A 21,069-nucleotide genomic window follows, 5' to 3' on the forward strand; every position below is an offset into this window, starting at 1 on the left:
TTTCTATTTACACAAGTTCCACTACAACTTCAGTTTCCACGTTACATACTCCGCAATAAAAAATATGATTGCAGTACTCATTTGAATTATTATGTGTTAATCCATCTACTGCACTTAATAATTCCTGATCCATATATGCACTGTAATCATCTATGTAATCTACAGCTTTTCCATAATCTTGGAGTATACCTTGGCAATTTTGACAAGAATATGTTTGTGATTCTAATGCGTTGCAAAGCGGGCAAATTCCCATCATGATTCCTCCATACGTTATCATTTAAAAACATCTCTTTTTTAGATTAAAGAGAGCATCTAGCCATGCATAAGAGCGGTCAGTTCCTTTTTCTGCCCCATCCGTGGTTGAAACAGAAATACGAGGTTGATGCCTTTTTAGTTTTTATATTACTAAGCTTTAATTACATTTTCGTTTAAAACCCTCTCTTTTTCATTTGAAAAGAGCATCTAGCCATGCATGGGAGCGGTCAGTTCCTTTTTCTGCCCCATCCGTGGTTAAAACAGAACTATGAAGTTGTTGCCGATTTAATTTTTATTTTACTACTCTGCAATTTGTCTCATTTCACACATCATAAGTAAGATAAGCTAAATATTGGCTCCAAAATAGCTGGGTACAAAGAGAAAACCATATTTAATGTTGCTCTTAGTTTAGCCTTCTTTCTTAAAAATACAACGATTACTCTTATTTCATAATTTATGAAATCACTAATATTTTTTACAAAATTTACAAATTATTATTTTGTATATCTTTCTAGGTAACATCCATACTATGAGTACAAACTTAATTACCGATGGATTAGCGCCAAACGGGGCGGTAATCTGGTTCAACTCCAGCTAGTCCAACCAAAAAACTTTTATAACTCTAAGGAGGATATATTCCTATGGCAAACCAAAGTTCTTACAATCAATTAGTAGTACCAGGAGCAACAGCTGCAATCGATCAAATGAAATACGAAATCGCTCAAGAATTTGGTGTACAATTAGGAGCAGATTCTACGGCTCGCGCTAACGGTTCTGTTGGTGGAGAAATTACAAAACGTCTAGTTGCAATGGCTGAGCAAAGCCTTGGCGGATTCCAAAAATAAATATATATGGCAAAAAAGTCTCAGGGCATATGCCCTGAGACTTTTCTTATTTACTGCAACATTTGTAAAAACTTTTTCGTGCGTTCTTCTTTTGGATTTGTAAATACATCTTCTGGTGTACCTTGTTCGACAACGACACCGCCATCCATGAAAATAACGCGGTTCGCAATTTGATGAGCAAAACGCATTTCGTGCGTTACAATGACCATCGTCATGCCTTCTTTTGCAAGTTCTTTCATTACTTTTAGAACTTCTTGTACAAGCTCAGGATCGAGCGCTGACGTCGGCTCATCAAATAGTAACACTTCAGGTTCCATCGCAAGCGCGCGAGCAATTCCAACGCGCTGTTGTTGTCCGCCTGATAATTGGAACGGATATAAATCCACTTTATCTGCTAAACCAACTTTTTCAAGGAAGTAGTTCGCTTTTTTCTTTGCTTCTTCTTTCCCTACTTTTTTCACTGTAACGAGCCCTTCCATTACGTTTTGAAGTGCTGTTAAATGAGGGAATAAGTTATGATGTTGGAACACCATACCTGTTTGTGTACGAAGATTGACAATATCTTTTTTCGTTACTTTTTGAGCGAAATTAAGCTCCTTATTTCCGATACGAATGCTACCAGCGTTCGGTGTTTCTAGTACATTGAGGCAACGTAGAAACGTCGTTTTACCAGATCCAGATGGCCCGATAATAACGACAACCTCGCCCTTCTCAACTGACAAATCCATATGCTTTAGTACGGTATTATCTCCGAAACTTTTTTGTAAATGTTGAATTGTAATCATAAAAACAAAAACTCCTTTTGTGAAAGGATTATTTTAACGTGTAGCGTTCTGAACGCTTCTCTAACATCTGCTGTACGATTGATAATAAGAAACAAATAACCCAATAAATAAGACCTGCTTCAAAATAAACAATTAAAAACTCGTAGTTCATTGCCGCAATTTCCTGCGCTTTTCGGAACATTTCTGTTACTAAAATTAACGATGCTAATGAAGTATCCTTCACTAAACTAATAAATGTATTCGAAAGCGGTGGGATTGATACGCGCGTTGCTTGCGGTAAAATAACACGTTTTAATGCTTGTGGATATGTCATCCCAATTGTGTAAGCTGCTTCCCACTGCCCTTTCGGAATAGAAAGGATAGAAGCACGAATAATTTCAGATGCATACGCACCGACATTTAATGAAAATCCAACAACTGCTGCTGTATATGGCTCAACCTCAATATTAAGAGTTGGAAGACCATAGAAAATAATAAATAACTGTACAAGAAGTGGCGTTCCGCGAATGATAGATACATAGATACGAGCAATCCATTGTAAAATACGACTACCTGAAATACGCGCGAGCGCTGTTAACGTCGCAAGTATAATCCCGATAATAAATGTAATAAGCGTTAATGGAATTGTTGTAAAAACAGCTTCCTTCAGCATAGGCATGAAGGAAGTCTGCATAATATCTATCCAAGTAGACAATCGATCTGAAACTAATGCACTACTTAGATACATTTTCACCGAACCATTTTTTCGTTATTTTGTCATACGTACCGTCTTTTTTCATATCTTCTAACGCTTTATTTACTTCTTGTACAAGCTTATCGCTACCTTTACGGAATAAGAATCCACTTTGTGAAGCCTCTTTTTCTGTATCTACAATTTTAATTTTTGCATCTTTTTTCGTTTCTAAATAGTTTAACACTGATAATTTATCATTAATTGTGAAATCAACGCGTCCAGAACTTAATAATTCTGCAGCTTGGCTAAATCCTTCTACACCAACGATTTCCGCACCGTTTTTCTTAGCGATATCTGCGTAGTTACTCGTTAAAGATTGTGCTCCTTTTAATCCTTTCACATCAGCAAATGTAGCAGGCTTATCTTTATCTTTCGCGATAACTAATGCCGCTGAAGATGAAACGTATGGTTCAGAGAAGTCATATTTCTTTTGACGATCTTCACGAATACCAACTTCATTTGCAACCATGTCGAAACGTTTTGCATCTAAACCAGCAAGTAAGCTATCCCATTGTGTTTCTTTAAATACAGGTTTTACCCCTAAACGTTTTGCAACTTCTTCTGATAGTTCAACGTCAAATCCAGTTAATTTATTGCTTGAATCATGGAATGTGAACGGTGCGTATGTACCTTCTGTTCCAATTACAAGTTCACCACTTTGTTTTATCTTTTGTAACGCGTCTTGACTAGCTGTATCTTTTTTCTCTTCTTTGCCGCAGCCCGCTACAATCCCAATCGCTAATGTAGTTACTGCAAGCACTGAAAATAATTTTTTCATGATGGTAATCCTCCAAGTATTCTGATAGGAATTTAAGAACTATATTGATTGTATGCAATCTTGAACAATTTTTCAATGAAAATGTTCTTATTTAGTTTATCCTTTTTCTTCATAATCAAACAAAATGGAAAAAACACTACCACATACAAAAAATAAGTAACGTTTTTAAATATAGCATTTATAAAGAAAAAGGTAAAACAATACTTCTTATTTGCTTGTTAGGATTTATCGAAGAGCCGCTATCATTCCATTCATCTCGCCAATCAAAAAAAGAACTTGCAAAAATCGCAAGTTCTTCTCCCTATTAAGCGCTTTGGTTCCCCTCCATTTGCGTTTTGTACATATCGTAATAACGCCCGCGCTTTTTCATTAGTTCATCATGAGAGCCTTTTTCTAAGATTGTTCCTCTATCAAGCACAATAATTTGATCTGCGCTTTTAATCGTTGAAAGGCGGTGAGCAATAATAAATGTTGTTCTCCCTTTTTTCACGACTTCTAGCGCTTGTTGAATCATCGCTTCTGTTTCTGTATCAATGCTAGAAGTTGCTTCATCTAAAATTAAAATCGCCGGATCAAAAGCGAGTGCCCTAGCAAACGAAATCAGCTGACGTTCTCCAGTGGAAAGCGTACTTCCCTTTTCTGTAATTTCTTCATTTATATTGTTCGCAAACCTTTCCGCACCAACATCACGTAACGCCTTGACGATGCGATCTTTTGAAATTTTTTCATTTTCTAAGCTTACATTGGAAGCGACCGTCCCACTAAATAAAAACGGATCTTGCAGTACAATTCCCATATGCTCACGAGTTGCTTGTTTCGGCATTTCCTTTACATCATGACCGTCAATCGTAAGCTTCCCTTTTTCAAACTCATAAAATTGAAAGAGTACATTCATAATGGAACTTTTTCCTGATCCAGTATGACCGACAAGTGCCACTGTCTCGCCTTGTTTCGCTTCAAAAGAAATATTTTTTAGCACTTCATCTTTTCCATTATAAGAAAATGACACATTATCGAATTTCACATTTCCTTGTAAGCGAGGCATACGTTCTGCTTCTACTACCTCTCCCTTTTCCTCTAGCAATTCGAAGACACGCTCTGATGCAACGCGTGCTTGCTCTAAGTTCGCAAGCTGATTCACCATATTTGTAATTGGTGAAAATAATCGCGTTAAATAATCAACGAACGCATACAGTACCCCAAGTGAAATAATACCTGTAGCACTTAATGACGCACCGCCGAAATACCAAATCACGCCTGTGAAAGCGATATTTCTTAATACAGAAACTAAGTTATGCGAAGTTGCTGCATTTAAATTTAAAATTTTATTTTGGTACTTAAAATAATCGCCATTCAATTCTTCAAATTCTTTTTTCGTTTCACGTTCTTGACGGAACGCTTGAATAATTGGCATACCTTGAATCGATTCATTCACCGTCCCGTTAATATCAGATAGACGGGAACGCATTTTATGATTGTATACAGACGCATACTTTCTATATAAAATGGCCCAAACAATTAAAATTGGGATGATGAGTAAACAGAGCGATGCCAGTTTTATATCGAGTAAAAATAACGCAGCGAATATCCCGATAATATAAATAATACTAGAAACAAATGTCGCCAGCACCGTTACATACAAATCACGAATCGCCTCTGTATCATTCGTTACGCGCGAAACGATTTTCCCTGCTGGTAAATGATCAAAGTATCGGATCGGTAATGTTTGAATATGAGAGAAGACGTCTTCCCTCATAATTTGAATAATTTTGTTCGCCGCCTTCTGCAAGAAGAACTGCTTTCCATATGCAAACAATGATACGACTACTAATAAAGCGAAATAACCACCACCAAGTAATAATAGACGGTTTATTTCTGGTTTATAAAACGCAAACACTTCCTCCTTCGTTAATGCTTTCGCTTTATACACTTGCACTGCCTTACCATTTTGAACGGTAATCATGTCACCCTTTACAGAACGAGCTCCCTCAATATTCACCTTATTCGGTACAAAGTAATATTGAAAACCGACTTGCATCACGCGCACTTCTTTTCCTTTTGTCTCACCTTTTTGAAAACGGTCACTTCGTTTATAGAAGGCGCCGTTATAAGAAACAGCCTCCTCACTCTTTTCCGTTTCATACCAAGGTTTCTCTATTCCAACGATATGATCGTCAATCATCGTTTTAGCGACGAACGGACCAGCGAGCTCCGCAATAACGAAAATAAACAACATCAGCATCGCTGCAAAAATCGTCCCTTTCACTTTCATCGCGTATTGAAACAATCGTTTTGAAACGCTCATATTTTCACCCCACTATCCGCACTTTCACTTTCACTTTCACTTTCGCCTTGCTGTCTTTCAAACTGTTCAGCATACCAGCCTCCGTTTCGAACGAGCTGATCATGCGTGCCTTCTTCAATCACTTCACCGTCATCCATAACGAGAATCCAATCCGCATGTTGCACTGCAGATAAGCGGTGCGTCGTAATAATCGTCGTCTTTCCGCTTCTTTCTGTTCTTATGTTTTCAATGATCGCCGCTTCCGTACGAGCATCAACAGCTGATAACGAATCGTCCAGAATTAATATTTCTGGATTTTGAATAACAGCTCTCGCAATCGAAATCCTTTGCTTTTGCCCGCCTGATAACGAAACGCCTTTCTCTCCGACGAGTGTTTCTAACCCTTCCGGTAAAAACTCTAAATCCTTTTTAAACGCAGCAATTTCAATTGCCTTCTCCAGTTCTTCTTCAGTCGCTTCTCGGTTTCCAAATAAAATATTTTCCCTCGCTGTTTTAGAGAATAAAATGTGTTCCTGTGGTACATATCCAATCCACCCGAGTACATTTTCATTCGTCATTTTATCTAATGTCACATCAGAAACTGCAATATCCCCATCTCCAAGCGGATATTGACGAAGAAGCTGACGTACAAGTGTCGTTTTCCCGCTTCCTGTTTTCCCGACCACTCCAAGCGTTTCTCCTTGTTTTAATGTAAAAGAAACCTTTTTTAAATTTGTTTCAGTTGATGAAGGATATGAAAAAGAAACTTCATCAAACTGAATATAATCCGGATCTTGTACAACCTTTGGATTTTTCGGATTTTTCACATCTGGTTCATAGGCTAACGTTTCATTCACACGATCCAATGACGCATTTCCTCTTTGCATCACATTAATTAATTCTCCAATCGCAAACATCGGCCAAATCATCATCCCTAAATACACGTTAAAAGAAACAAGCTCACCGAGTGTTACCTTTGATTGAAATACGAGATACGCACCGTACACTAAACCAATTAAATAACTAAGTCCGACAAGCATTTTCACCGTTGGCTGGAATAATGCATCGATTCTTGCTACCTTCATATTTTTTTCGTAGACATCATCTCCTAAATGATGAAATCTTCCCTCATCTGCATTCTCTTGTACATATGCACGAATAACACGCACACCAGCGATAGATTCAAGTACTTTATCGTTCATATCACCAAACGCATCTTGCGCAACTGTAAATCTTTCATGCAATCTCTTCCCATATATATTCATCGCATATGCCATAATCGGAAGCGGTATAAGTGCCGCAAATGTAAGCTCCCAACTGATTGAAAATCCCATCATACAAACGATTGTAAGCATATATAAACTAGAATCAACGAGCGTTAATATACCAAAACCAGCTGTCATAGCGATTGCTTTTAAATCGTTCGTCGCTCTCGCCATTAAATCGCCAGTACGATTTTTTTGATAAAACGTCGGTGTCATTTTAAGTAAATGCCCCATAAATTTTGAGCGCATCGTCTTCTCAAGTACGAACGCACCGCCAAACAATTGATGTTGCCAAACAAATGTAAGACCATACCCAACTATCGTTACCCCGATTAAAATAAGAATAGACTCTATAATTGCTTCGTTCGTTAACGTTCCTGTTTTTATATTATCTATCGTTACCCCTAACACTTTTGGGGGAATGACTTCAACTATATTCACAATTAAAAGAGCTCCAATGGCAATACTATATCTCTTCCAATGTTCTTTAAAAAACCATTTTAACTTTAGTAATACTGAAAACAATGTAACCTCTCCCTTCTCGTTTTCGTTTCACTCTCATTTCTTTATCCCGCTATTTGCGGGCAGTAAGACTCCCGCCTCAAAATTTGGCCAATGCGAGGAAGTTAGGTGGGAGATCAACTGCCCGTAAAAGCCCGATTGGTTCAACTAATAATCAGTGGGGGATGGACACCCCCCACTGATTAAAGTTTCACTTTATCCGCTATCCAAACCCATTCCATTTACATTTCGCAACCCATACAATCTCATCACATTTTTCCACCTTCCAAAGCTTTTTTATCGTAACCATACAAAGTATGGAAACAAGCAAATTAGACAAAAAAAAGCATACCGTCGCTTGACGATATGCACAAAAATGCATAAAAGCGTACGTTACGATATACGCAACGTACGCTTTTTATAAGACAAAAGTGCCCTATATATCCGTACGGGTTGCGTAATGATATGAATGTTTTCTGCCACTTAACAGAGCTAAGCCCATTACATTTACGATTACAATCATTACGCACACCCCTTTCATTTATTTTCCATTTATAATCTTACAACTTCTTTGAGTATTCTGTCAATTGTTTTTTTACACATAGAACAAAATAGACAACAATCACAAAAAATGAAGAGGATTTCATGATACGATAAAGCAGTTTGAAATAAGAGAATGTTCTGTAAGAAAGGGTATACAAAATAAAAAAAGAATAAGAAATCGTTTTCACAAACATTTCATTTGAAAAATATTATCAAACCCCCTACAATCACCTTATACTCACTCTTACAAGTTGCTATTTTAGGAGGACTAATCATGACAACTAGCAATACGTACAAATTTTATTTAAACGGAGAATGGAGAGAAAGCTCTTCAGGAGAAACAATCGACATTCCATCTCCATACTTACACGAAGTAATTGGTCAAGTACAAGCAATTACTCGCGGTGAAGTAGACGAAGCAATTGCTTCTGCAAAAGAAGCTCAAAAATCATGGGCTGAAGCTTCCCTACAAGATCGCGCAAAATACTTATATAAATGGGCTGACGAGCTTGTAAATATGCAAGATGAAATTGCCGATATCATTATGAAAGAAGTCGGTAAAGGATATAAAGATGCGAAAAAAGAAGTTGTTCGTACAGCTGACTTTATTCGTTACACGATTGAAGAAGCTCTTCATATGCACGGAGAAAGCATGATGGGCGATAGCTTCCCTGGCGGAACGAAATCTAAACTTGCGATTATCCAACGCGCACCACTTGGTGTTGTATTAGCAATCGCACCATTTAACTATCCAGTAAACTTATCTGCTGCAAAACTTGCACCAGCACTAATTATGGGTAACGCTGTTATTTTCAAACCAGCAACTCAAGGTGCAATTAGCGGTATTAAAATGGTTGAAGCACTTCATAAAGCTGGCCTTCCAAAAGGTCTTGTAAACGTAGCTACAGGACGCGGTTCTGTAATTGGTGACTACTTAGTAGAACACGAAGGCATCAATATGGTATCGTTCACAGGTGGTACAAACACAGGTAAACATTTAGCGAAAAAAGCTGCAATGATTCCACTTGTATTAGAACTTGGTGGGAAAGACCCTGGTATCGTTCGTGAAGATGCTGACTTACAAGATGCTGCAAATCATATCGTAAGCGGTGCATTCTCTTACTCTGGTCAACGTTGTACAGCTATTAAACGTGTACTTGTACACGAAAACGTAGCGGACGAGCTTGTTGGCTTATTAAAAGAGCAAGTAGCTAAATTATCAGTTGGATCTCCAGAACAAGATAGTACAATCGTTCCATTAATCGACGATAAGTCAGCTGACTTCGTTCAAGGTTTAGTTGACGACGCTGTAGAAAAAGGTGCAACAATCGTTATCGGTAACAAACGTGAGCGTAACTTAATTTACCCAACATTAATCGACCACGTAACAGAAGAAATGAAAGTTGCTTGGGAAGAGCCATTCGGCCCAATCCTTCCAATCATCCGTGTTTCTTCAGATGAACAAGCAATTGAAATTGCTAACAAATCAGAGTTCGGTCTGCAAGCAAGTGTCTTCACAAAAGACATTAACAAAGCATTTGCAATTGCGAACAAAATCGAAACTGGTTCTGTTCAAATTAACGGCCGCACAGAGCGCGGTCCTGACCACTTCCCATTCATCGGTGTAAAAGGTTCAGGTATGGGCGCACAAGGGATTCGTAAGAGCCTTGAGTCTATGACACGTGAAAAAGTAACTGTATTAAACTTAGTTTAATCTTATAGGTGGAAGCTGATCTTATATTAGATCAGCTTCTTTTTATGCAATTTAGTTCACAATTTGTTTTTCCATAGGCAAATTTACACATTCTACAGAAATTTGATACCCTAGCCAACGCTCAGCAATATGTTCAAATGATGAAACAGAGCCTGTTGTAAAAAATCGATGCTTCGGATTCAGATTCTCAGACAAAATTCCTTGATGTTGTAAAATCGTGCTTAACTCTATCGCTGTTTCTTCTGCAGAACTAATAATCGTCACATCTTCTCCTAATTCATTTTTTATGTAGGACTCTAAAAGTGGATAATGGGTACAACCAAGAATTAACGTATCTATTTCCTCTTTCGTTAATGGTAATAAAGCTTGTTTCACTTGTTGCTTTACATATGCTTTATCCCCTAATTGATTTTCTACAACTGTAGCTAAAGTTGGGCAGGCATGGCTATGCACTTCTAAATATGTATGGAGCTCGTGCAACGCTTTTTCGTACATATTAGACTGTATCGTACCTACAGTTCCAATTACTCCAATTTTCCCTTTCTTTGTCACTTTAATTGCCGCTCGTGCTCCCGGATGTATAACACCAATAACTGGGATGGATAGCGCTTCTTGCAATGAGGACAATGCTGCAGCTGCACCTGTATTGCATGCTACAACTAGAGCTTTTAATGGAAACTGTTTGAGAAATTCAACCATTTCAAATATAAAAGATTCTACCTCCGCTACACCTCTTGGCCCATACGGACAACGCTTATTATCACCAATATAGTAAATGCTCTCTTTAGGCAATTGACGTATAATCTCACTCGCAACTGTTAATCCCCCAACCCCTGAATCTAATACACCTATTACAGAACTTTTATTAGATGCATACATACACTTCATCCCCTTCTCTATCTTCTAGCGCCAATAACATTTATTATATTATGAAAATTCAAAGATTGTATATTATTGACCCTACCTTTAATAACAAACTCTTCTCTATAATCTGATTATTACCATATCCATTGACGTATAAAAATACATTTGTTACTCTTAAATACGTTAATTTAATATTTAAATCCTCATTCGTATCTCGGTGAGGTAGAGGTTGCAATCATTAAGAGTATCATTTCAGGAGATGTAGTGGCATTGATGAATGAATGAGAAAGGAATGGTTGCCGAAGTAAGTCGTGTCCACCATGCACGCTTGCTGGGTCTGCATTTAATAAGTGCAGAACTGTCACAAACGTTTCGTTTGTGGAGAGCTATCGAGAGATATGTCGTGGGTTTCTTATAAGATAGAAAGCATGTAGCGGCAGATTACGTGCTTTTTTTGTTTTGTTTGGAACTTCTCTTCCCTAATAGGAAGACATACATATCTCCTCGCTTGACTTGGTTATACTAACTTTGGAGGTATTTTCTATGCAACAAAAAAAATGGGGCTTTTGGGTACTAACAGCTTTCGTTGTCGGTAACATGGTTGGCGCTGGTATTTTCATGGTGCCAAGTACGTTGGCACAAACAGCAAGCCCTCTCGGTGTCACTTTAGCTTGGTTAACAACAGGGTTTGGTGTTTTGATGCTAGCTCTTGTTTTCGGTAATTTAGCAATTCGTCGTCCTGATTTAACGACAGGACCACAAAGTCATGCATATGCTTTATTCTCATCACCAAAAAAGAAAAAAATGGCTGGTTTCAGTATGGTATGGGGATATTGGGTTGCAAACTGGGCAAGTAACGTTGCCATCATTACATCATTTGCGGGATATTTATCACTCTTCTTCCCGATCATGAAAGATACACGACTACTATTTTCAATCGGTTCTTTTAACGTAGAAGTCGGTAAACTCATTACATTTACTATTTGTTCCATCTTACTATGGGGAACTCATGTTATATTAACAAACGGTGTAAGCGGAGCTGGAAAACTAAACTTCTTAGCAACAACAACGAAAGTAACTGGATTCCTTTTATTCATCGTCGTTACTTTATTTGCATTCGAAGCTTCTAAGTTTGGACAATGGTACACACCGATGATTGATAAATCAGGTGTATCACACGGTCTCCTTTCACAAGTAAATTTAGCTGCTCTTACAACGCTTTGGGCATTTATCGGAATTGAATCAGCCGTTCTTTTATCAAACCGAGCTACCTCTCCAAAAACAGTAAAACGTGCAACGGTTGCAGGATTACTAATTACAGTTGCAATTTATTTAGGAATTACTATTTTAACAATGGGTGTACTTCACGTTGATAAATTACAAGCTTCTGAACGTCCATTAGCAGATGCATTAAACGCTGCAATGGGTCATGGCGGCGGGAAACTTATGGCATTACTTGCTCTTACTTCCCTATTTGGTTCCATCTTAGGCTGGATTTTATTAAGCTCAGAAGTACCGTATCAAGCAGCAAAAGAAGGTTTCTTCCCTTCCTTCTTCACAAAAACAAATAAAAACGGAAGTCCAATTTACTCATTACGATTAACAAACATTATGTCGCAAGTGTTCTTATTCTCAACATTATCAGGAACCATTGCGGAAGCCTATACATTCGTTATTACCGTATCAACTTTAGCTTATCTCATTCCATATCTCGTTTCACCAATCTTCCAGTTAAAACTAGTCGCTACTGGTGAAACATATAAAAATGAAATGCGGGCAAGAATTATGGATGGCATAGTCGCCGTTATTGCACTTTGCTATGCACTATGGGTTATTAAAACTGGGGCATCCGATATAAAAACATTCCTTCTCGGAATTGGTTTATTCGTAATCGGCTTTGCCTTCTATCCGTTAATGAATCGTGACCAAAAAAAAAATAACGAAAAGAAAAACGAGCAAATTGCATAACGCAATTTGCTCGTTTTTTCTTTTGTAAAACATATATAATAGAACAAAGAGGTGAAAAACATGTCAATCGAATCGCTATGGAGCAGTCGCTTCCAACAACATATTCAAAATATCATTACATACTTTGCACGTATGATTAACGGTTTATTATATAGCTTTATCTTTATTTCATGCGTCGGTGCATATTATTATGCTCAGTTTCTAAAAACATCTCCTTCTAAAGGAATATCTTTAATACTCATAACGGTCGTACTTACATTCATTATCACGAGATGCCCAATTCGTACATTTATTCAAAAGCCTGATGCTGTCTATTTGCTTGCACTAGAAGAGAAATTAACATCTTATTTTAAAAAATCTCTTCTATATAATTACATCATTCAGCTTTTCCCACTCATATTTACGTTCCTTATTCTCGTACCGCTTGCTATGCAATCATTACAATTAACTGTACCTTTCTTATGTACCATCTTTATTATTTTAATGATTACGAAAGCTTGGAACATGTACATACATTGGATGTGGCGTGATAGTCATGAAAAAAACATATGGCTGATCATTCGTATTGCTTGTAACGCACTAATTATTTACATACTGTTTTATACAGCAAATGTAATCGTATTAGGCGGATTACTCTTACTTCTTGCTTTCCTGCTTCTATATACGAAAAAACAACCTACAAAACGAATACCGTGGGAGTACATAATCGAGCAAGAAGAAAAATTGGACATACGCTTTTATCAATTCGCCAGCATCTTCACCGATGTGCCGCAGCTAAAGAAACAAGTAAACAGTAGAAAATGGCTTACAAATTGGATTGAACCGTTACTACATAAAAAACAGGCTACTTTCTTCTATTTACATACACTATCGTTTTTACGGGGGAATGATTATTTCGGTATATATATTCGTTTGGGGTTGATCGGTGCCTTCACCCTATATTTTGTTCCGAATATATACGTAAAAGGTGCTATCGCTTATATCGTCCTATATATGATATCTATGCAGCTTCGTTCTCTGTGGAAATATTTTTCAGGAAATATTATTGTAGAATTATATCCGATTGATACTGAAGAAAGAATGAAGCAATTTCTTAGCTTAATCTTCATATTGCTAGTCATTCAATTAGCTGTGTTTTCAGTTGTTATATTCATTGCCACAGGACAATTACTGCATGCTTTAATTATTATGGTAATTGGGGTACTCTGGATCAAATTTATTATTTTCCCCAAAACAAAGAAACGCATTTCTTCATTTTAACGAAAAAGAGGCTGTATACAACAGCCTCTTTTCTCGTCCTAAAATTTCTTATCACTATTCATAGGCATTTCTCATATAGTGAAAATGACTATATAATTCCTATCCATAAGTTAAATAATGATTTCGCACATATAAATAAAACAGATGGGAGCTTAACTATGAACAATAATCCGCCTTCTCCGCCCCAAGATAACTCCGAAAACAATAGCCGTGACATTACACTACAAACATTACGGGTCATTGGACTCATCGTTCTTATTAGTGGTTATATACTCGTCGCTCTCTCAGAAGTAGGTGAGCTGAAAACCTTATTAACAAGCCCGAATGCCAATCCTAATTTGGCTGAAGTTGATCCGTTTTAATAGTTATGTAAAAAGCGAACCGAGTATAACTAGTTCGCTTTTTATATAGTTTATCCAATCTGAGAAACATTCCCTTCACCCTGATACTTCTCTTTCCCTATCGCCTTCATAAATAATACAATACTGCTCATACCAACGATAAAATACAGGACGCTCATTCCCCAAGATGCAAGAAATGAACCTAACATAACTCCTAATGCACCGTTCATTTTCGCCACTTGAAAGACCATCCCGTTAATCGCCATATACGAACCTCTTGCCTCGTTTGGCACCATATCTGCCATAATAGATTGGCGAACTGGCACATACATCATCTCTCCTACCGTTTGGAAAAGCCCTGCAATTAATAAAATCCATAAGCCATTGCTCGTTCCGAGTATTGTAAATCCAATTGTATAAATGAATAAGCCTACATATAAGATTTTCAAATCATTGAAGCTTTTCAGCATTTTAATAACAAGCGCTGAACATAACACAACTAAAATGGTATTCTCTGCTGATATCCAGCTCAACATTCTTATACCTGTTAAATCAAACGTAAAACCATTTCCGAAGAAAAAATGCACTGTTTCAAATTCCTTCTGCAAGCGTACCCCTAAATAATTATTAATTTGAAACTCTAAAGATAAAGTGCATATACTTGCTAAACAAAAAATTAAAAACGCTCTATCTTTCATCACAGCTTTATAACTATCTGCCATATCTTTTAATACATTTTTCTTCTCTACTGTTTTTCGAGCCACATACACTTCTTCCATATATACAGCCATCACATATAAAGTAATGACCGCGACCACCGTTAATACGATAAACAATTGTAACCTATAGTTTTCGAATAATAGTCCGCCAAATATTGCTCCAATGGCAATCGATAAGTTAATAGCCCAGTAGTTTATGCTGTACATCACTTTTCGATTTTCAGGTGTACTCACATCGATTAACATCGCTTCAGTCGCTGGATTCATAAGTCCAGACCCTAAGCTATTCACTAACATAAACACAAATGTTAGCCATGGTGAATCTACATAATCTGAGTTCGCAATTCCCATACAAGCAATGGAAATGACTTGTATACTTTGGCCGATAATCATCACCTTTTTACGACCGAGCCGATCTCCAACATACCCACCATATAAACCGATAATTAATGAAGCTAGCACATTGATTAGTAATAAAGCACCAGCAATCGCACTACCTAACTTTATTGAAAAATAAATCGCCATAAATGGAAAAATCATTGTGGACACAGTACGTGTTAAAAACGAAGTTATAATTCTAATTTTTATATTTCGATGCATACTCCAAAATCCCATTGTTTCCCCCTCCTTATGCTTATTCATTTTACTTTGAAAAAGTGGAAGAAAAAGGTTAGAATATTCTAAAGAGTTTCCCCTTTTATAAAGTGAAACTTTAATCAGCCCTCACCAATCGGGCTTTTACGGGCAGTTGATCCCCCACCTAACTTCTTTGCTTCCGCTAAATTTTTAGGTGGGGGTCTTACTGCCCGTTAATGCGGGATACAGAAGGAAGTGTACACATATGAAAATTATGGACTATTACATTAGACTAAGACTACATGCACAAGATCAACAACATATGCGAAATAGCTTACAAGAATTAGCGGATATTTTATATTGCAGTACGAAAAACGTGAAAATTTTATTAAAGAAAATGACTGAGGAACAATTAATTCATTGGACACCAGGGCGAGGCCGCGGAAATAAAACGGAAATTATATTTGTACATAGTTTAGTAGAATCAATTGAATCCTATGCAGATGAACTGTTAGCGCAAGAAAAATTAAAAGATGTCTTTCTTCTTTTAAAAGAACCACTTCCTCTCGCACTGCAAAAGATACTAGAAAATAAACTGCACCACCATTTTGGATATGAACCTTCAAGTGACATGTACGATATATTAAAAATCCCCATATCCCGAAAAGTAATGCCACTAGATCCAGCATTTGCGGCCGTCACAACAGAGAGCCATCTTACTAGTCAAATTTTTGATACGTTAGTCGTTTATAATGATGTTACCGAAAAAATGGAACCACATCTTGCGCATACGTGGGAATTAAGTGAAGACCGGCTTACGTGGACGTTTCATTTACGAAAAGATATACATTTTCATAATGAAACTGTTTTAACTTCTAAAGATGTGCAATTTTCATTTGAAAGACTAAAGCAAGTTCAATCTCCTTTCGAATGGTTAACAGAAGAAATTGTTCAAATTGAAACACCATCACCACTACAAATACGATTCCATTTAACAAAACCAAATTTATTTTTCTTACATTATGTGAGTTCCATGCAACTCGCAATTTTACCGCACGATGTAGCCATTCAAAATCATCACTACATAGGAACTGGACCTTTTAAACTTGTTCATTACTCTGAAGATAATATCGTACTCGAAGCGTTCACCCATTATTTTAAAGAACGCGCATTACTAGACCGTATTGAGTTTTGGCGTATTCCAGATCATGTGAGTATAGATTCTGATTATGAACTACCAAATGAAGAGGAAAAAGAAAGACACAACATACAAATAGAAGAAATAGGCTGCATTTATGCTAGCTTCAACTTTACAAAACCTGGTCCCCATCACGATATTTATTTTCGTAAAGTTTGGAGAGAAATATATGATGTTGAAACAATACTTCGTAACATAGAGGGGCGGCGAACAATTGCTGCATCAAGCTTTTTCCCTGAAAGAAGCCGTCAAGCTCCGGGAAGATCTTACTCTTTAGAAAAAGCGAAAGAGTATTTGAAAAAAAGCACATATAATGGAGAAACGATACATATTTACTTCTTCGCATTTAAAGATAGTGCAAATGATGCAGACTTCCTAAAAGAACAGTGCGAAAGTTTAGGTATACAAGTAGAACTTCACCCATTTCTCGTTTCAGATTATATGGATCATTCTATCGATAAACATGCCGATATTATTTTCATGGGAGAAGTTTTTGCTACCGAGCATGAAATAGCATTCTTAAATGTATTTAAAAATAAAAGTTGCTTCGTAAATCGGTTCATGGACCCGCACTATGAAAAACAAATTAATTGTTTGTTAGATACCTTTTTATTAGAAGAAAATAAAGAAAAGCGCTATGAACTTATGTATGAAATTGAAGAGTTTTTACAAGCAGAACACATCATTTTATTTAACTATCACGTTTTAAAAAGAAAAACATATCCTTCTTCTTTAAAAAACGTAACAATTGATTCATTCGGTTGGGCAAATTTTGCGAAGTTATGGATACAGCCATCCCGTATTAAAATGTGAAGTTTGTTATAAAAGGAGAAGAACCATGAAACGCAACCTAGAAAAAAGGCTTTCCTATCTATACACAGGTGAGTTATTTTCAGTCATTACTTTTATTTTCACAAGTTACTTAATTAATTATGCTTATCCTACATTACATTTATATTCCCTATATTCTTTTTGGGTCTCATTTCTTCTTTTAGAGTTTCTCTTATTACAAGGAACGGCTTACTGGTACATAAAGTGGCAACGATTAAAAAAAGAGAAAACATCTATTACACCTATTGGGATTATTCAATATTTAAAAATGCTAAAAAAGATAAATATCGGATTGATTATCACAGGACTTATTATGTTTATTATCGATTTTTCAAATTGGTATCCTCAATTCCCTTTAGGCGGGCTATCATTGACCCTATTTATTTATATTTTTGCATTATTTGAGTATATTAACTATTATCATATTCAGCTTTCATATGATAATATCTCTGATATTAAATATTTGATAAAATCAAAAAAACTAAAACAGTCCTGTATAAGTAAAGATTTTCAACGTATTTCATAAAATATTAGATTCCACTTATGAAGACTTTAATCCAATAAGAACTAAGTAATTTTTATGAATGAAAGAGAAGGTACTACATCCTTAGTAGTACCTTCTTCACATACAGATGCAAACTATTATTTAATTACTTCATCCATATGTTTCTTCAAGTTTAATAAATACTGCTCTATATCCGGATTTTTCACCACATCGTAACAAGCAAAGCTCTTTAACGGACTCATACCGAGAAACTTCTGCACACGGTGTAAATGACTAAGTGCTGACTCTAAACTGTCTCCTTCAAAGAATTTCGTCTTATCTCCAAATGATTTTTCAGGCGCATTCCAAGTTGTAGAAAACATATACTCCTTCTCTTTTAGTAAACCACCTGTTCCGTATTCATTTGCACCTTCAAAAAACAAGCCATATTCATACACTTCATCCATATACGTTTTAAATAATCCTGGTACACTAAACCAATAAATTGGTGTTTGATACACCACAACATCGGCCCATAAAAACTTCTCTTGTTCTTCCTTAATACTATATCCATCTTGAATCGTTGTTGTTTTCACATGATGATTCTCGCTTAATACAGTTACCATATAATCAACTAACGTTTTATTTAATCGCCCTTCTTTCGTACCGTATTTTTCATGTCCATTTATAATGAATATATTTTTCATCGCTTTTCTCTCCCCTATGTGATCTACTCTTCAGCTATTAAGCCTAATTGCTGTTTCAGCGTAAGATTATCTTCTAAATGCCAATCTTCCGTTATCTTTCCGTCTTTCACATGCAAAATATCAATTGCAAAAAAATTGATTTTCTTATCATTATGAGTTCCTGTAAAAGAAAGACGAGCTGTTACTTTATCTCCAACAACTAATAAATCTTCAATCTCACAATGTATATCAGGAACAACTTTACGAAAATTTTGCGCTGCAAACTTTAATCCTTCAGTACCTTGCGGACGACCTTTCGGCAACGTATTATCGAAAAAACTTTCAGTAACAGTCTGTGGAATAAGCTCCTCTCTACCTGTATCCCAAAATGCATAAAAACGCTGAGCTGCATGCACGATTTCTGTCGCTTCCTTTTTATTTAGTGAAGGATCAATTGTCATTGCTTTTGGCTTTGGCATTTCTTTTAATAACTGGATCTCAGTTTTTTGTTCCCCACTGCATGCGACAAGCACAATACAAATGACAAAAAAACTAAGGAACCCAAACAACTTTTTTATACCCATGGAAATCACCTCCTCATACAAACCCTTTGTATTTCGTATTGCTATTGTATATGCACTAACTTCCCTTGTGGAAGTAGTGATATTTTTTTCATATAGTTACCAAAAGTATAGTTTTGTGATACTATAAAGCAAATTCATTCAAATTTTTTTTATGGAGGCTAGTTCCATGAACAATATAGATCCGGTTGTATTAACGAAAGGTTTACCAGGAATCCCATGTCCTATCGCTAAAACGCTTGACGTAATTAGTACAAAATGGACGTTTTTAATCATTCGTGACCTACTTATCGAAGGGACATTACGTTTTAGTGATTTACAAAAATCAATGGACGGCATTAGTCCAAAAACATTATCACTTCGACTAAAAGAATTAGAAACGCAAGGGATAATAACGAGAAAAGTATATCCAGAAGTTCCGCCTCGTGTAGAATACACATTAACGGATAAAGGAAAGCAATTAGAAGGGATATTTATTGAATTAAAACGGTTTGGATTAAGTCTATAAAGTGGAACTTTAATCAACCTGGCTCCACGCAAATAGCAAAATAAACGAAAAGCCCCTTACCATAACAATGGTAAGGGGCTTTTCGTAATTCACTACATTACTTCGCTAAGCTTTGAGCTAGCTGTTTCTCTCTCCACATAAATGTAATGCCGAGACCAACTATTAAAACAACTCCTGAAAATGCATATGGATAATGAATATTCATATCAAATAATATTCCGCCCATCGCTGGTCCTGCGATATTTCCTAAACTCGTATAAGTCGAGTTCATACCAGCAACGAATCCTTGCTCTTTTCCAGCTGCTTTTGATAAAAACGTCGTTAAAGCTGGACGAAGTAAATCAAATGCTAAGAAAATAAAGCAAGTAACGAGAAGTACAATCCAATAATTAAAGACTACAGTTGAAACGAATGCTAACACTGCTCCTACAATTAAACATATTTGAATTAACACTTTCTCACCGAACATGTCTACTAATTTGCCAAACATAAATACTTGCACAACTACCCCAAAGATTGAGCTAATCGTAATAATGGCCGCAATATCTTTCGGTGTAAAACCAAATTTATGATCAGAAAACAGGCTAAACACAGTTTCATATGCTGATAATCCAAATGCAAGTACAAATACAATAATAAATGCGATTGCATACATTGGATGTAATGATTTCTTTAAATCCCCAAGAAAACTTGATTCTTTCGTATTAGCAGAAATCTCTGCAAGTTCTTCTTTCGTTAACGGCTCTTTTAAAATAAAGATGGAAATTACACATGCTAAAAAGGCAATCACTGCTGCCACAAAGAACGGCACACGTATTCCGTATTCTGCAATAAACCCGCCGATTCCAGGCCCTATAATAAATCCGGTACTAATTGCTGCAGATAGATACCCCATCGCCTTTGGACGTTCCTGAATAGATGTAATATCGGCAACATATGCGGTAACGCCAGGCATAATAAACGCAGCACTAATTCCGCCTAACACCCTTGCTACATAAAGCATCCACACATCTTTTCCTAATCCAAAAAGAAGCTCTGAAACACCAAAAATAAATAATCCAATGATAATCATTTTCTTCCTACCATAAAGGTCGACCCAGCGCCCCGTAATAGGTGAAGTAATAAGCTGAGCCATTGCAAATACTGCAACGAGATAGCCCATCGTCTTCCCTGTTAAATTCATATCATTCATAAAGGATGGCATAACCGGAATGATTAATCCAATCCCTAAAAAAGCGATAAATATATTACTCAAAAGAATGATTAATACCATCTTTTGTTCTTTTATCGGTTTCTTCACTTTTTAACACCTCTTCCCGTAAGTTCCTCTCGAAAATAATGCCCAAGAAA

19 protein-coding genes and 1 riboswitch are annotated in these 21,069 nt (G+C 36.5%); of the genes, 8 read left to right on the forward strand and 11 right to left on the reverse strand.

Translation table 11 applies throughout. The features are described from left to right. Positions 1 to 7 precede the first annotated feature (7 nt). Positions 8 to 253: a hypothetical protein gene (locus ACQKNR_RS18035; protein WP_427319493.1), complete on the reverse strand. Its 246-nt coding sequence runs from the start codon at positions 251 to 253 to the stop codon at positions 8 to 10. A gap of 643 nt (positions 254 to 896) precedes the next feature. On the opposite strand from ACQKNR_RS18035, the gene sasP reads away from it, so the two are divergent. Next, positions 897 to 1,100, forward strand: coding sequence for a small acid-soluble spore protein, SasP family (gene sasP / locus ACQKNR_RS18040; protein WP_000013349.1), 204 nt, complete (start codon positions 897 to 899; stop codon positions 1,098 to 1,100). A 50-nt stretch (positions 1,101 to 1,150) separates the two neighbouring features. Here the strand turns inward: sasP and ACQKNR_RS18045 are convergent, their stop codons facing one another. The 5 genes from ACQKNR_RS18045 to ACQKNR_RS18065 all read right to left on the reverse strand — a co-directional run bounded on the left by ACQKNR_RS18045 (position 1,151) and on the right by ACQKNR_RS18065 (position 7,470). Further along, on the reverse strand, positions 1,151 to 1,885 hold the full coding sequence (locus ACQKNR_RS18045; protein WP_427319286.1) for an amino acid ABC transporter ATP-binding protein: 735 nt from the start codon (positions 1,883 to 1,885) through the stop codon (positions 1,151 to 1,153). Positions 1,886 to 1,913: 28 nt separating this feature from the next. Beyond that, positions 1,914 to 2,612 carry an amino acid ABC transporter permease gene (locus ACQKNR_RS18050; RefSeq protein ID WP_000281499.1) on the reverse strand — a complete coding sequence of 233 codons (699 nt, stop codon included), beginning with the start codon at positions 2,610 to 2,612 and terminating at the stop codon, positions 1,914 to 1,916. Beyond that, entirely contained in the window at positions 2,599 to 3,396 is a 798-nt protein-coding gene (locus tag ACQKNR_RS18055; protein ID WP_427319288.1) for an amino acid ABC transporter substrate-binding protein, read from the reverse strand. Before ACQKNR_RS18055 ends, ACQKNR_RS18050 begins: the two co-directional genes overlap by 14 nt. A gap of 304 nt (positions 3,397 to 3,700) precedes the next feature. Further along, on the reverse strand, positions 3,701 to 5,701 hold the full coding sequence (locus tag ACQKNR_RS18060) for an ABC transporter ATP-binding protein (RefSeq protein ID WP_427319290.1): 2,001 nt from the start codon (positions 5,699 to 5,701) through the stop codon (positions 3,701 to 3,703). Further along, positions 5,698 to 7,470, reverse strand: a complete 1,773-nt coding sequence (locus ACQKNR_RS18065) for an ABC transporter ATP-binding protein (protein ID WP_427319292.1) — start codon at positions 7,468 to 7,470, stop codon at positions 5,698 to 5,700. Before ACQKNR_RS18065 ends, ACQKNR_RS18060 begins: the two co-directional genes overlap by 4 nt. Before the next feature lie 793 nt (positions 7,471 to 8,263). Between ACQKNR_RS18065 and gapN the strand changes: the two genes are divergently transcribed. Beyond that, entirely contained in the window at positions 8,264 to 9,703 is a 1,440-nt protein-coding gene (gene gapN, locus ACQKNR_RS18070; RefSeq protein WP_427319294.1) for an NADP-dependent glyceraldehyde-3-phosphate dehydrogenase, read from the forward strand. Between the two features lie 51 nt (positions 9,704 to 9,754). On the opposite strand, the gene racE is transcribed toward gapN, so the two are convergent. Continuing rightward, positions 9,755 to 10,582 (reverse strand): glutamate racemase, encoded by an 828-nt coding sequence (gene racE / locus ACQKNR_RS18075; protein WP_427319296.1) that lies wholly within the window; start codon positions 10,580 to 10,582, stop codon positions 9,755 to 9,757. A gap of 200 nt (positions 10,583 to 10,782) precedes the next feature. After that, positions 10,783 to 10,964, forward strand: a riboswitch (Lysine riboswitch). 146 nt (positions 10,965 to 11,110) lie between these two features. Here racE and ACQKNR_RS18080 point away from each other — a divergent pair. From ACQKNR_RS18080 to ACQKNR_RS18090, 3 genes are all read left to right on the forward strand, one after another. Beyond that, positions 11,111 to 12,535 carry an amino acid permease gene (locus ACQKNR_RS18080; RefSeq protein WP_427319298.1) on the forward strand — a complete coding sequence of 475 codons (1,425 nt, stop codon included), beginning with the start codon at positions 11,111 to 11,113 and terminating at the stop codon, positions 12,533 to 12,535. A gap of 60 nt (positions 12,536 to 12,595) precedes the next feature. Beyond that, complete coding sequence (locus tag ACQKNR_RS18085) at positions 12,596 to 13,795, forward strand: ABC transporter permease (RefSeq protein ID WP_427319300.1); 1,200 nt, start codon at positions 12,596 to 12,598, stop codon at positions 13,793 to 13,795. A 158-nt stretch (positions 13,796 to 13,953) separates the two neighbouring features. Next, positions 13,954 to 14,157, forward strand: coding sequence for a hypothetical protein (locus tag ACQKNR_RS18090; protein ID WP_427319302.1), 204 nt, complete (start codon positions 13,954 to 13,956; stop codon positions 14,155 to 14,157). A 50-nt stretch (positions 14,158 to 14,207) separates the two neighbouring features. Here ACQKNR_RS18090 and ACQKNR_RS18095 read toward each other — a convergent pair whose 3' ends face one another. Beyond that, a complete protein-coding gene (locus ACQKNR_RS18095; protein ID WP_427319304.1) occupies positions 14,208 to 15,470 on the reverse strand; it encodes an MDR family MFS transporter in 1,263 nt (420 codons plus the stop codon). Positions 15,471 to 15,696: 226 nt separating this feature from the next. Here ACQKNR_RS18095 and ACQKNR_RS18100 point away from each other — a divergent pair, with 226 nt between their 5' ends. Together ACQKNR_RS18100 and ACQKNR_RS18105 are read left to right on the forward strand one after the other, a co-directional pair. Continuing rightward, a complete protein-coding gene (locus ACQKNR_RS18100) occupies positions 15,697 to 17,442 on the forward strand; it encodes an ABC transporter substrate-binding protein (RefSeq protein ID WP_427319306.1) in 1,746 nt (581 codons plus the stop codon). Positions 17,443 to 17,467: 25 nt separating this feature from the next. Beyond that, positions 17,468 to 17,986 carry a general stress protein gene (locus ACQKNR_RS18105; protein ID WP_427319307.1) on the forward strand — a complete coding sequence of 173 codons (519 nt, stop codon included), beginning with the start codon at positions 17,468 to 17,470 and terminating at the stop codon, positions 17,984 to 17,986. Positions 17,987 to 18,102: 116 nt separating this feature from the next. Here the strand turns inward: ACQKNR_RS18105 and ACQKNR_RS18110 are convergent, their stop codons facing one another. Beyond that, complete coding sequence (locus ACQKNR_RS18110; protein WP_427319309.1) at positions 18,103 to 18,651, reverse strand: NAD(P)H-dependent oxidoreductase; 549 nt, start codon at positions 18,649 to 18,651, stop codon at positions 18,103 to 18,105. Between the two features lie 23 nt (positions 18,652 to 18,674). Continuing rightward, positions 18,675 to 19,214 (reverse strand): ester cyclase, encoded by a 540-nt coding sequence (locus ACQKNR_RS18115; protein ID WP_427319311.1) that lies wholly within the window; start codon positions 19,212 to 19,214, stop codon positions 18,675 to 18,677. Between the two features lie 166 nt (positions 19,215 to 19,380). Here ACQKNR_RS18115 and ACQKNR_RS18120 point away from each other — a divergent pair, with 166 nt between their 5' ends. Further along, positions 19,381 to 19,719 (forward strand): winged helix-turn-helix transcriptional regulator, encoded by a 339-nt coding sequence (locus ACQKNR_RS18120; protein WP_404455494.1) that lies wholly within the window; start codon positions 19,381 to 19,383, stop codon positions 19,717 to 19,719. 97 nt (positions 19,720 to 19,816) lie between these two features. Here ACQKNR_RS18120 and ACQKNR_RS18125 read toward each other — a convergent pair whose 3' ends face one another. Beyond that, entirely contained in the window at positions 19,817 to 21,019 is a 1,203-nt protein-coding gene (locus tag ACQKNR_RS18125) for an MFS transporter (protein WP_427319313.1), read from the reverse strand. Positions 21,020 to 21,069 lie beyond the last annotated feature (50 nt).

Origin of the sequence: Bacillus sp. NPDC094077, assembly GCF_050279465.1 — a bacterium.
Lineage (GTDB): Bacteria > Bacillota > Bacilli > Bacillales > Bacillaceae_G > Bacillus_A.

Bases quoted from the DNA above. Each gene is read 5' to 3' on its own strand.
- ACQKNR_RS18035 (WP_427319493.1), bottom strand. From the start codon at position 253: ATGGGAATTTGCCCGCTTTGCAACGCATTAGAATCACAAACATATTCT.
- sasP (WP_000013349.1), top strand. From the start codon at position 897: ATGGCAAACCAAAGTTCTTACAATCAATTAGTAGTACCAGGAGCAACA.
- ACQKNR_RS18045 (WP_427319286.1), bottom strand. From the start codon at position 1,885: ATGATTACAATTCAACATTTACAAAAAAGTTTCGGAGATAATACCGTA.
- ACQKNR_RS18050 (WP_000281499.1), bottom strand. From the start codon at position 2,612: ATGTATCTAAGTAGTGCATTAGTTTCAGATCGATTGTCTACTTGGATA.
- ACQKNR_RS18055 (WP_427319288.1), bottom strand. From the start codon at position 3,396: ATGAAAAAATTATTTTCAGTGCTTGCAGTAACTACATTAGCGATTGGG.
- ACQKNR_RS18060 (WP_427319290.1), bottom strand. From the start codon at position 5,701: ATGAGCGTTTCAAAACGATTGTTTCAATACGCGATGAAAGTGAAAGGG.
- gapN (WP_427319294.1), top strand. From the start codon at position 8,264: ATGACAACTAGCAATACGTACAAATTTTATTTAAACGGAGAATGGAGA.
- racE (WP_427319296.1), bottom strand. From the start codon at position 10,582: ATGTATGCATCTAATAAAAGTTCTGTAATAGGTGTATTAGATTCAGGG.
- ACQKNR_RS18080 (WP_427319298.1), top strand. From the start codon at position 11,111: ATGCAACAAAAAAAATGGGGCTTTTGGGTACTAACAGCTTTCGTTGTC.
- ACQKNR_RS18085 (WP_427319300.1), top strand. From the start codon at position 12,596: ATGTCAATCGAATCGCTATGGAGCAGTCGCTTCCAACAACATATTCAA.
- ACQKNR_RS18090 (WP_427319302.1), top strand. From the start codon at position 13,954: ATGAACAATAATCCGCCTTCTCCGCCCCAAGATAACTCCGAAAACAAT.
- ACQKNR_RS18095 (WP_427319304.1), bottom strand. From the start codon at position 15,470: ATGGGATTTTGGAGTATGCATCGAAATATAAAAATTAGAATTATAACT.
- ACQKNR_RS18100 (WP_427319306.1), top strand. From the start codon at position 15,697: ATGAAAATTATGGACTATTACATTAGACTAAGACTACATGCACAAGAT.
- ACQKNR_RS18105 (WP_427319307.1), top strand. From the start codon at position 17,468: ATGAAACGCAACCTAGAAAAAAGGCTTTCCTATCTATACACAGGTGAG.
- ACQKNR_RS18110 (WP_427319309.1), bottom strand. From the start codon at position 18,651: ATGAAAAATATATTCATTATAAATGGACATGAAAAATACGGTACGAAA.
- ACQKNR_RS18115 (WP_427319311.1), bottom strand. From the start codon at position 19,214: ATGGGTATAAAAAAGTTGTTTGGGTTCCTTAGTTTTTTTGTCATTTGT.
- ACQKNR_RS18120 (WP_404455494.1), top strand. From the start codon at position 19,381: ATGAACAATATAGATCCGGTTGTATTAACGAAAGGTTTACCAGGAATC.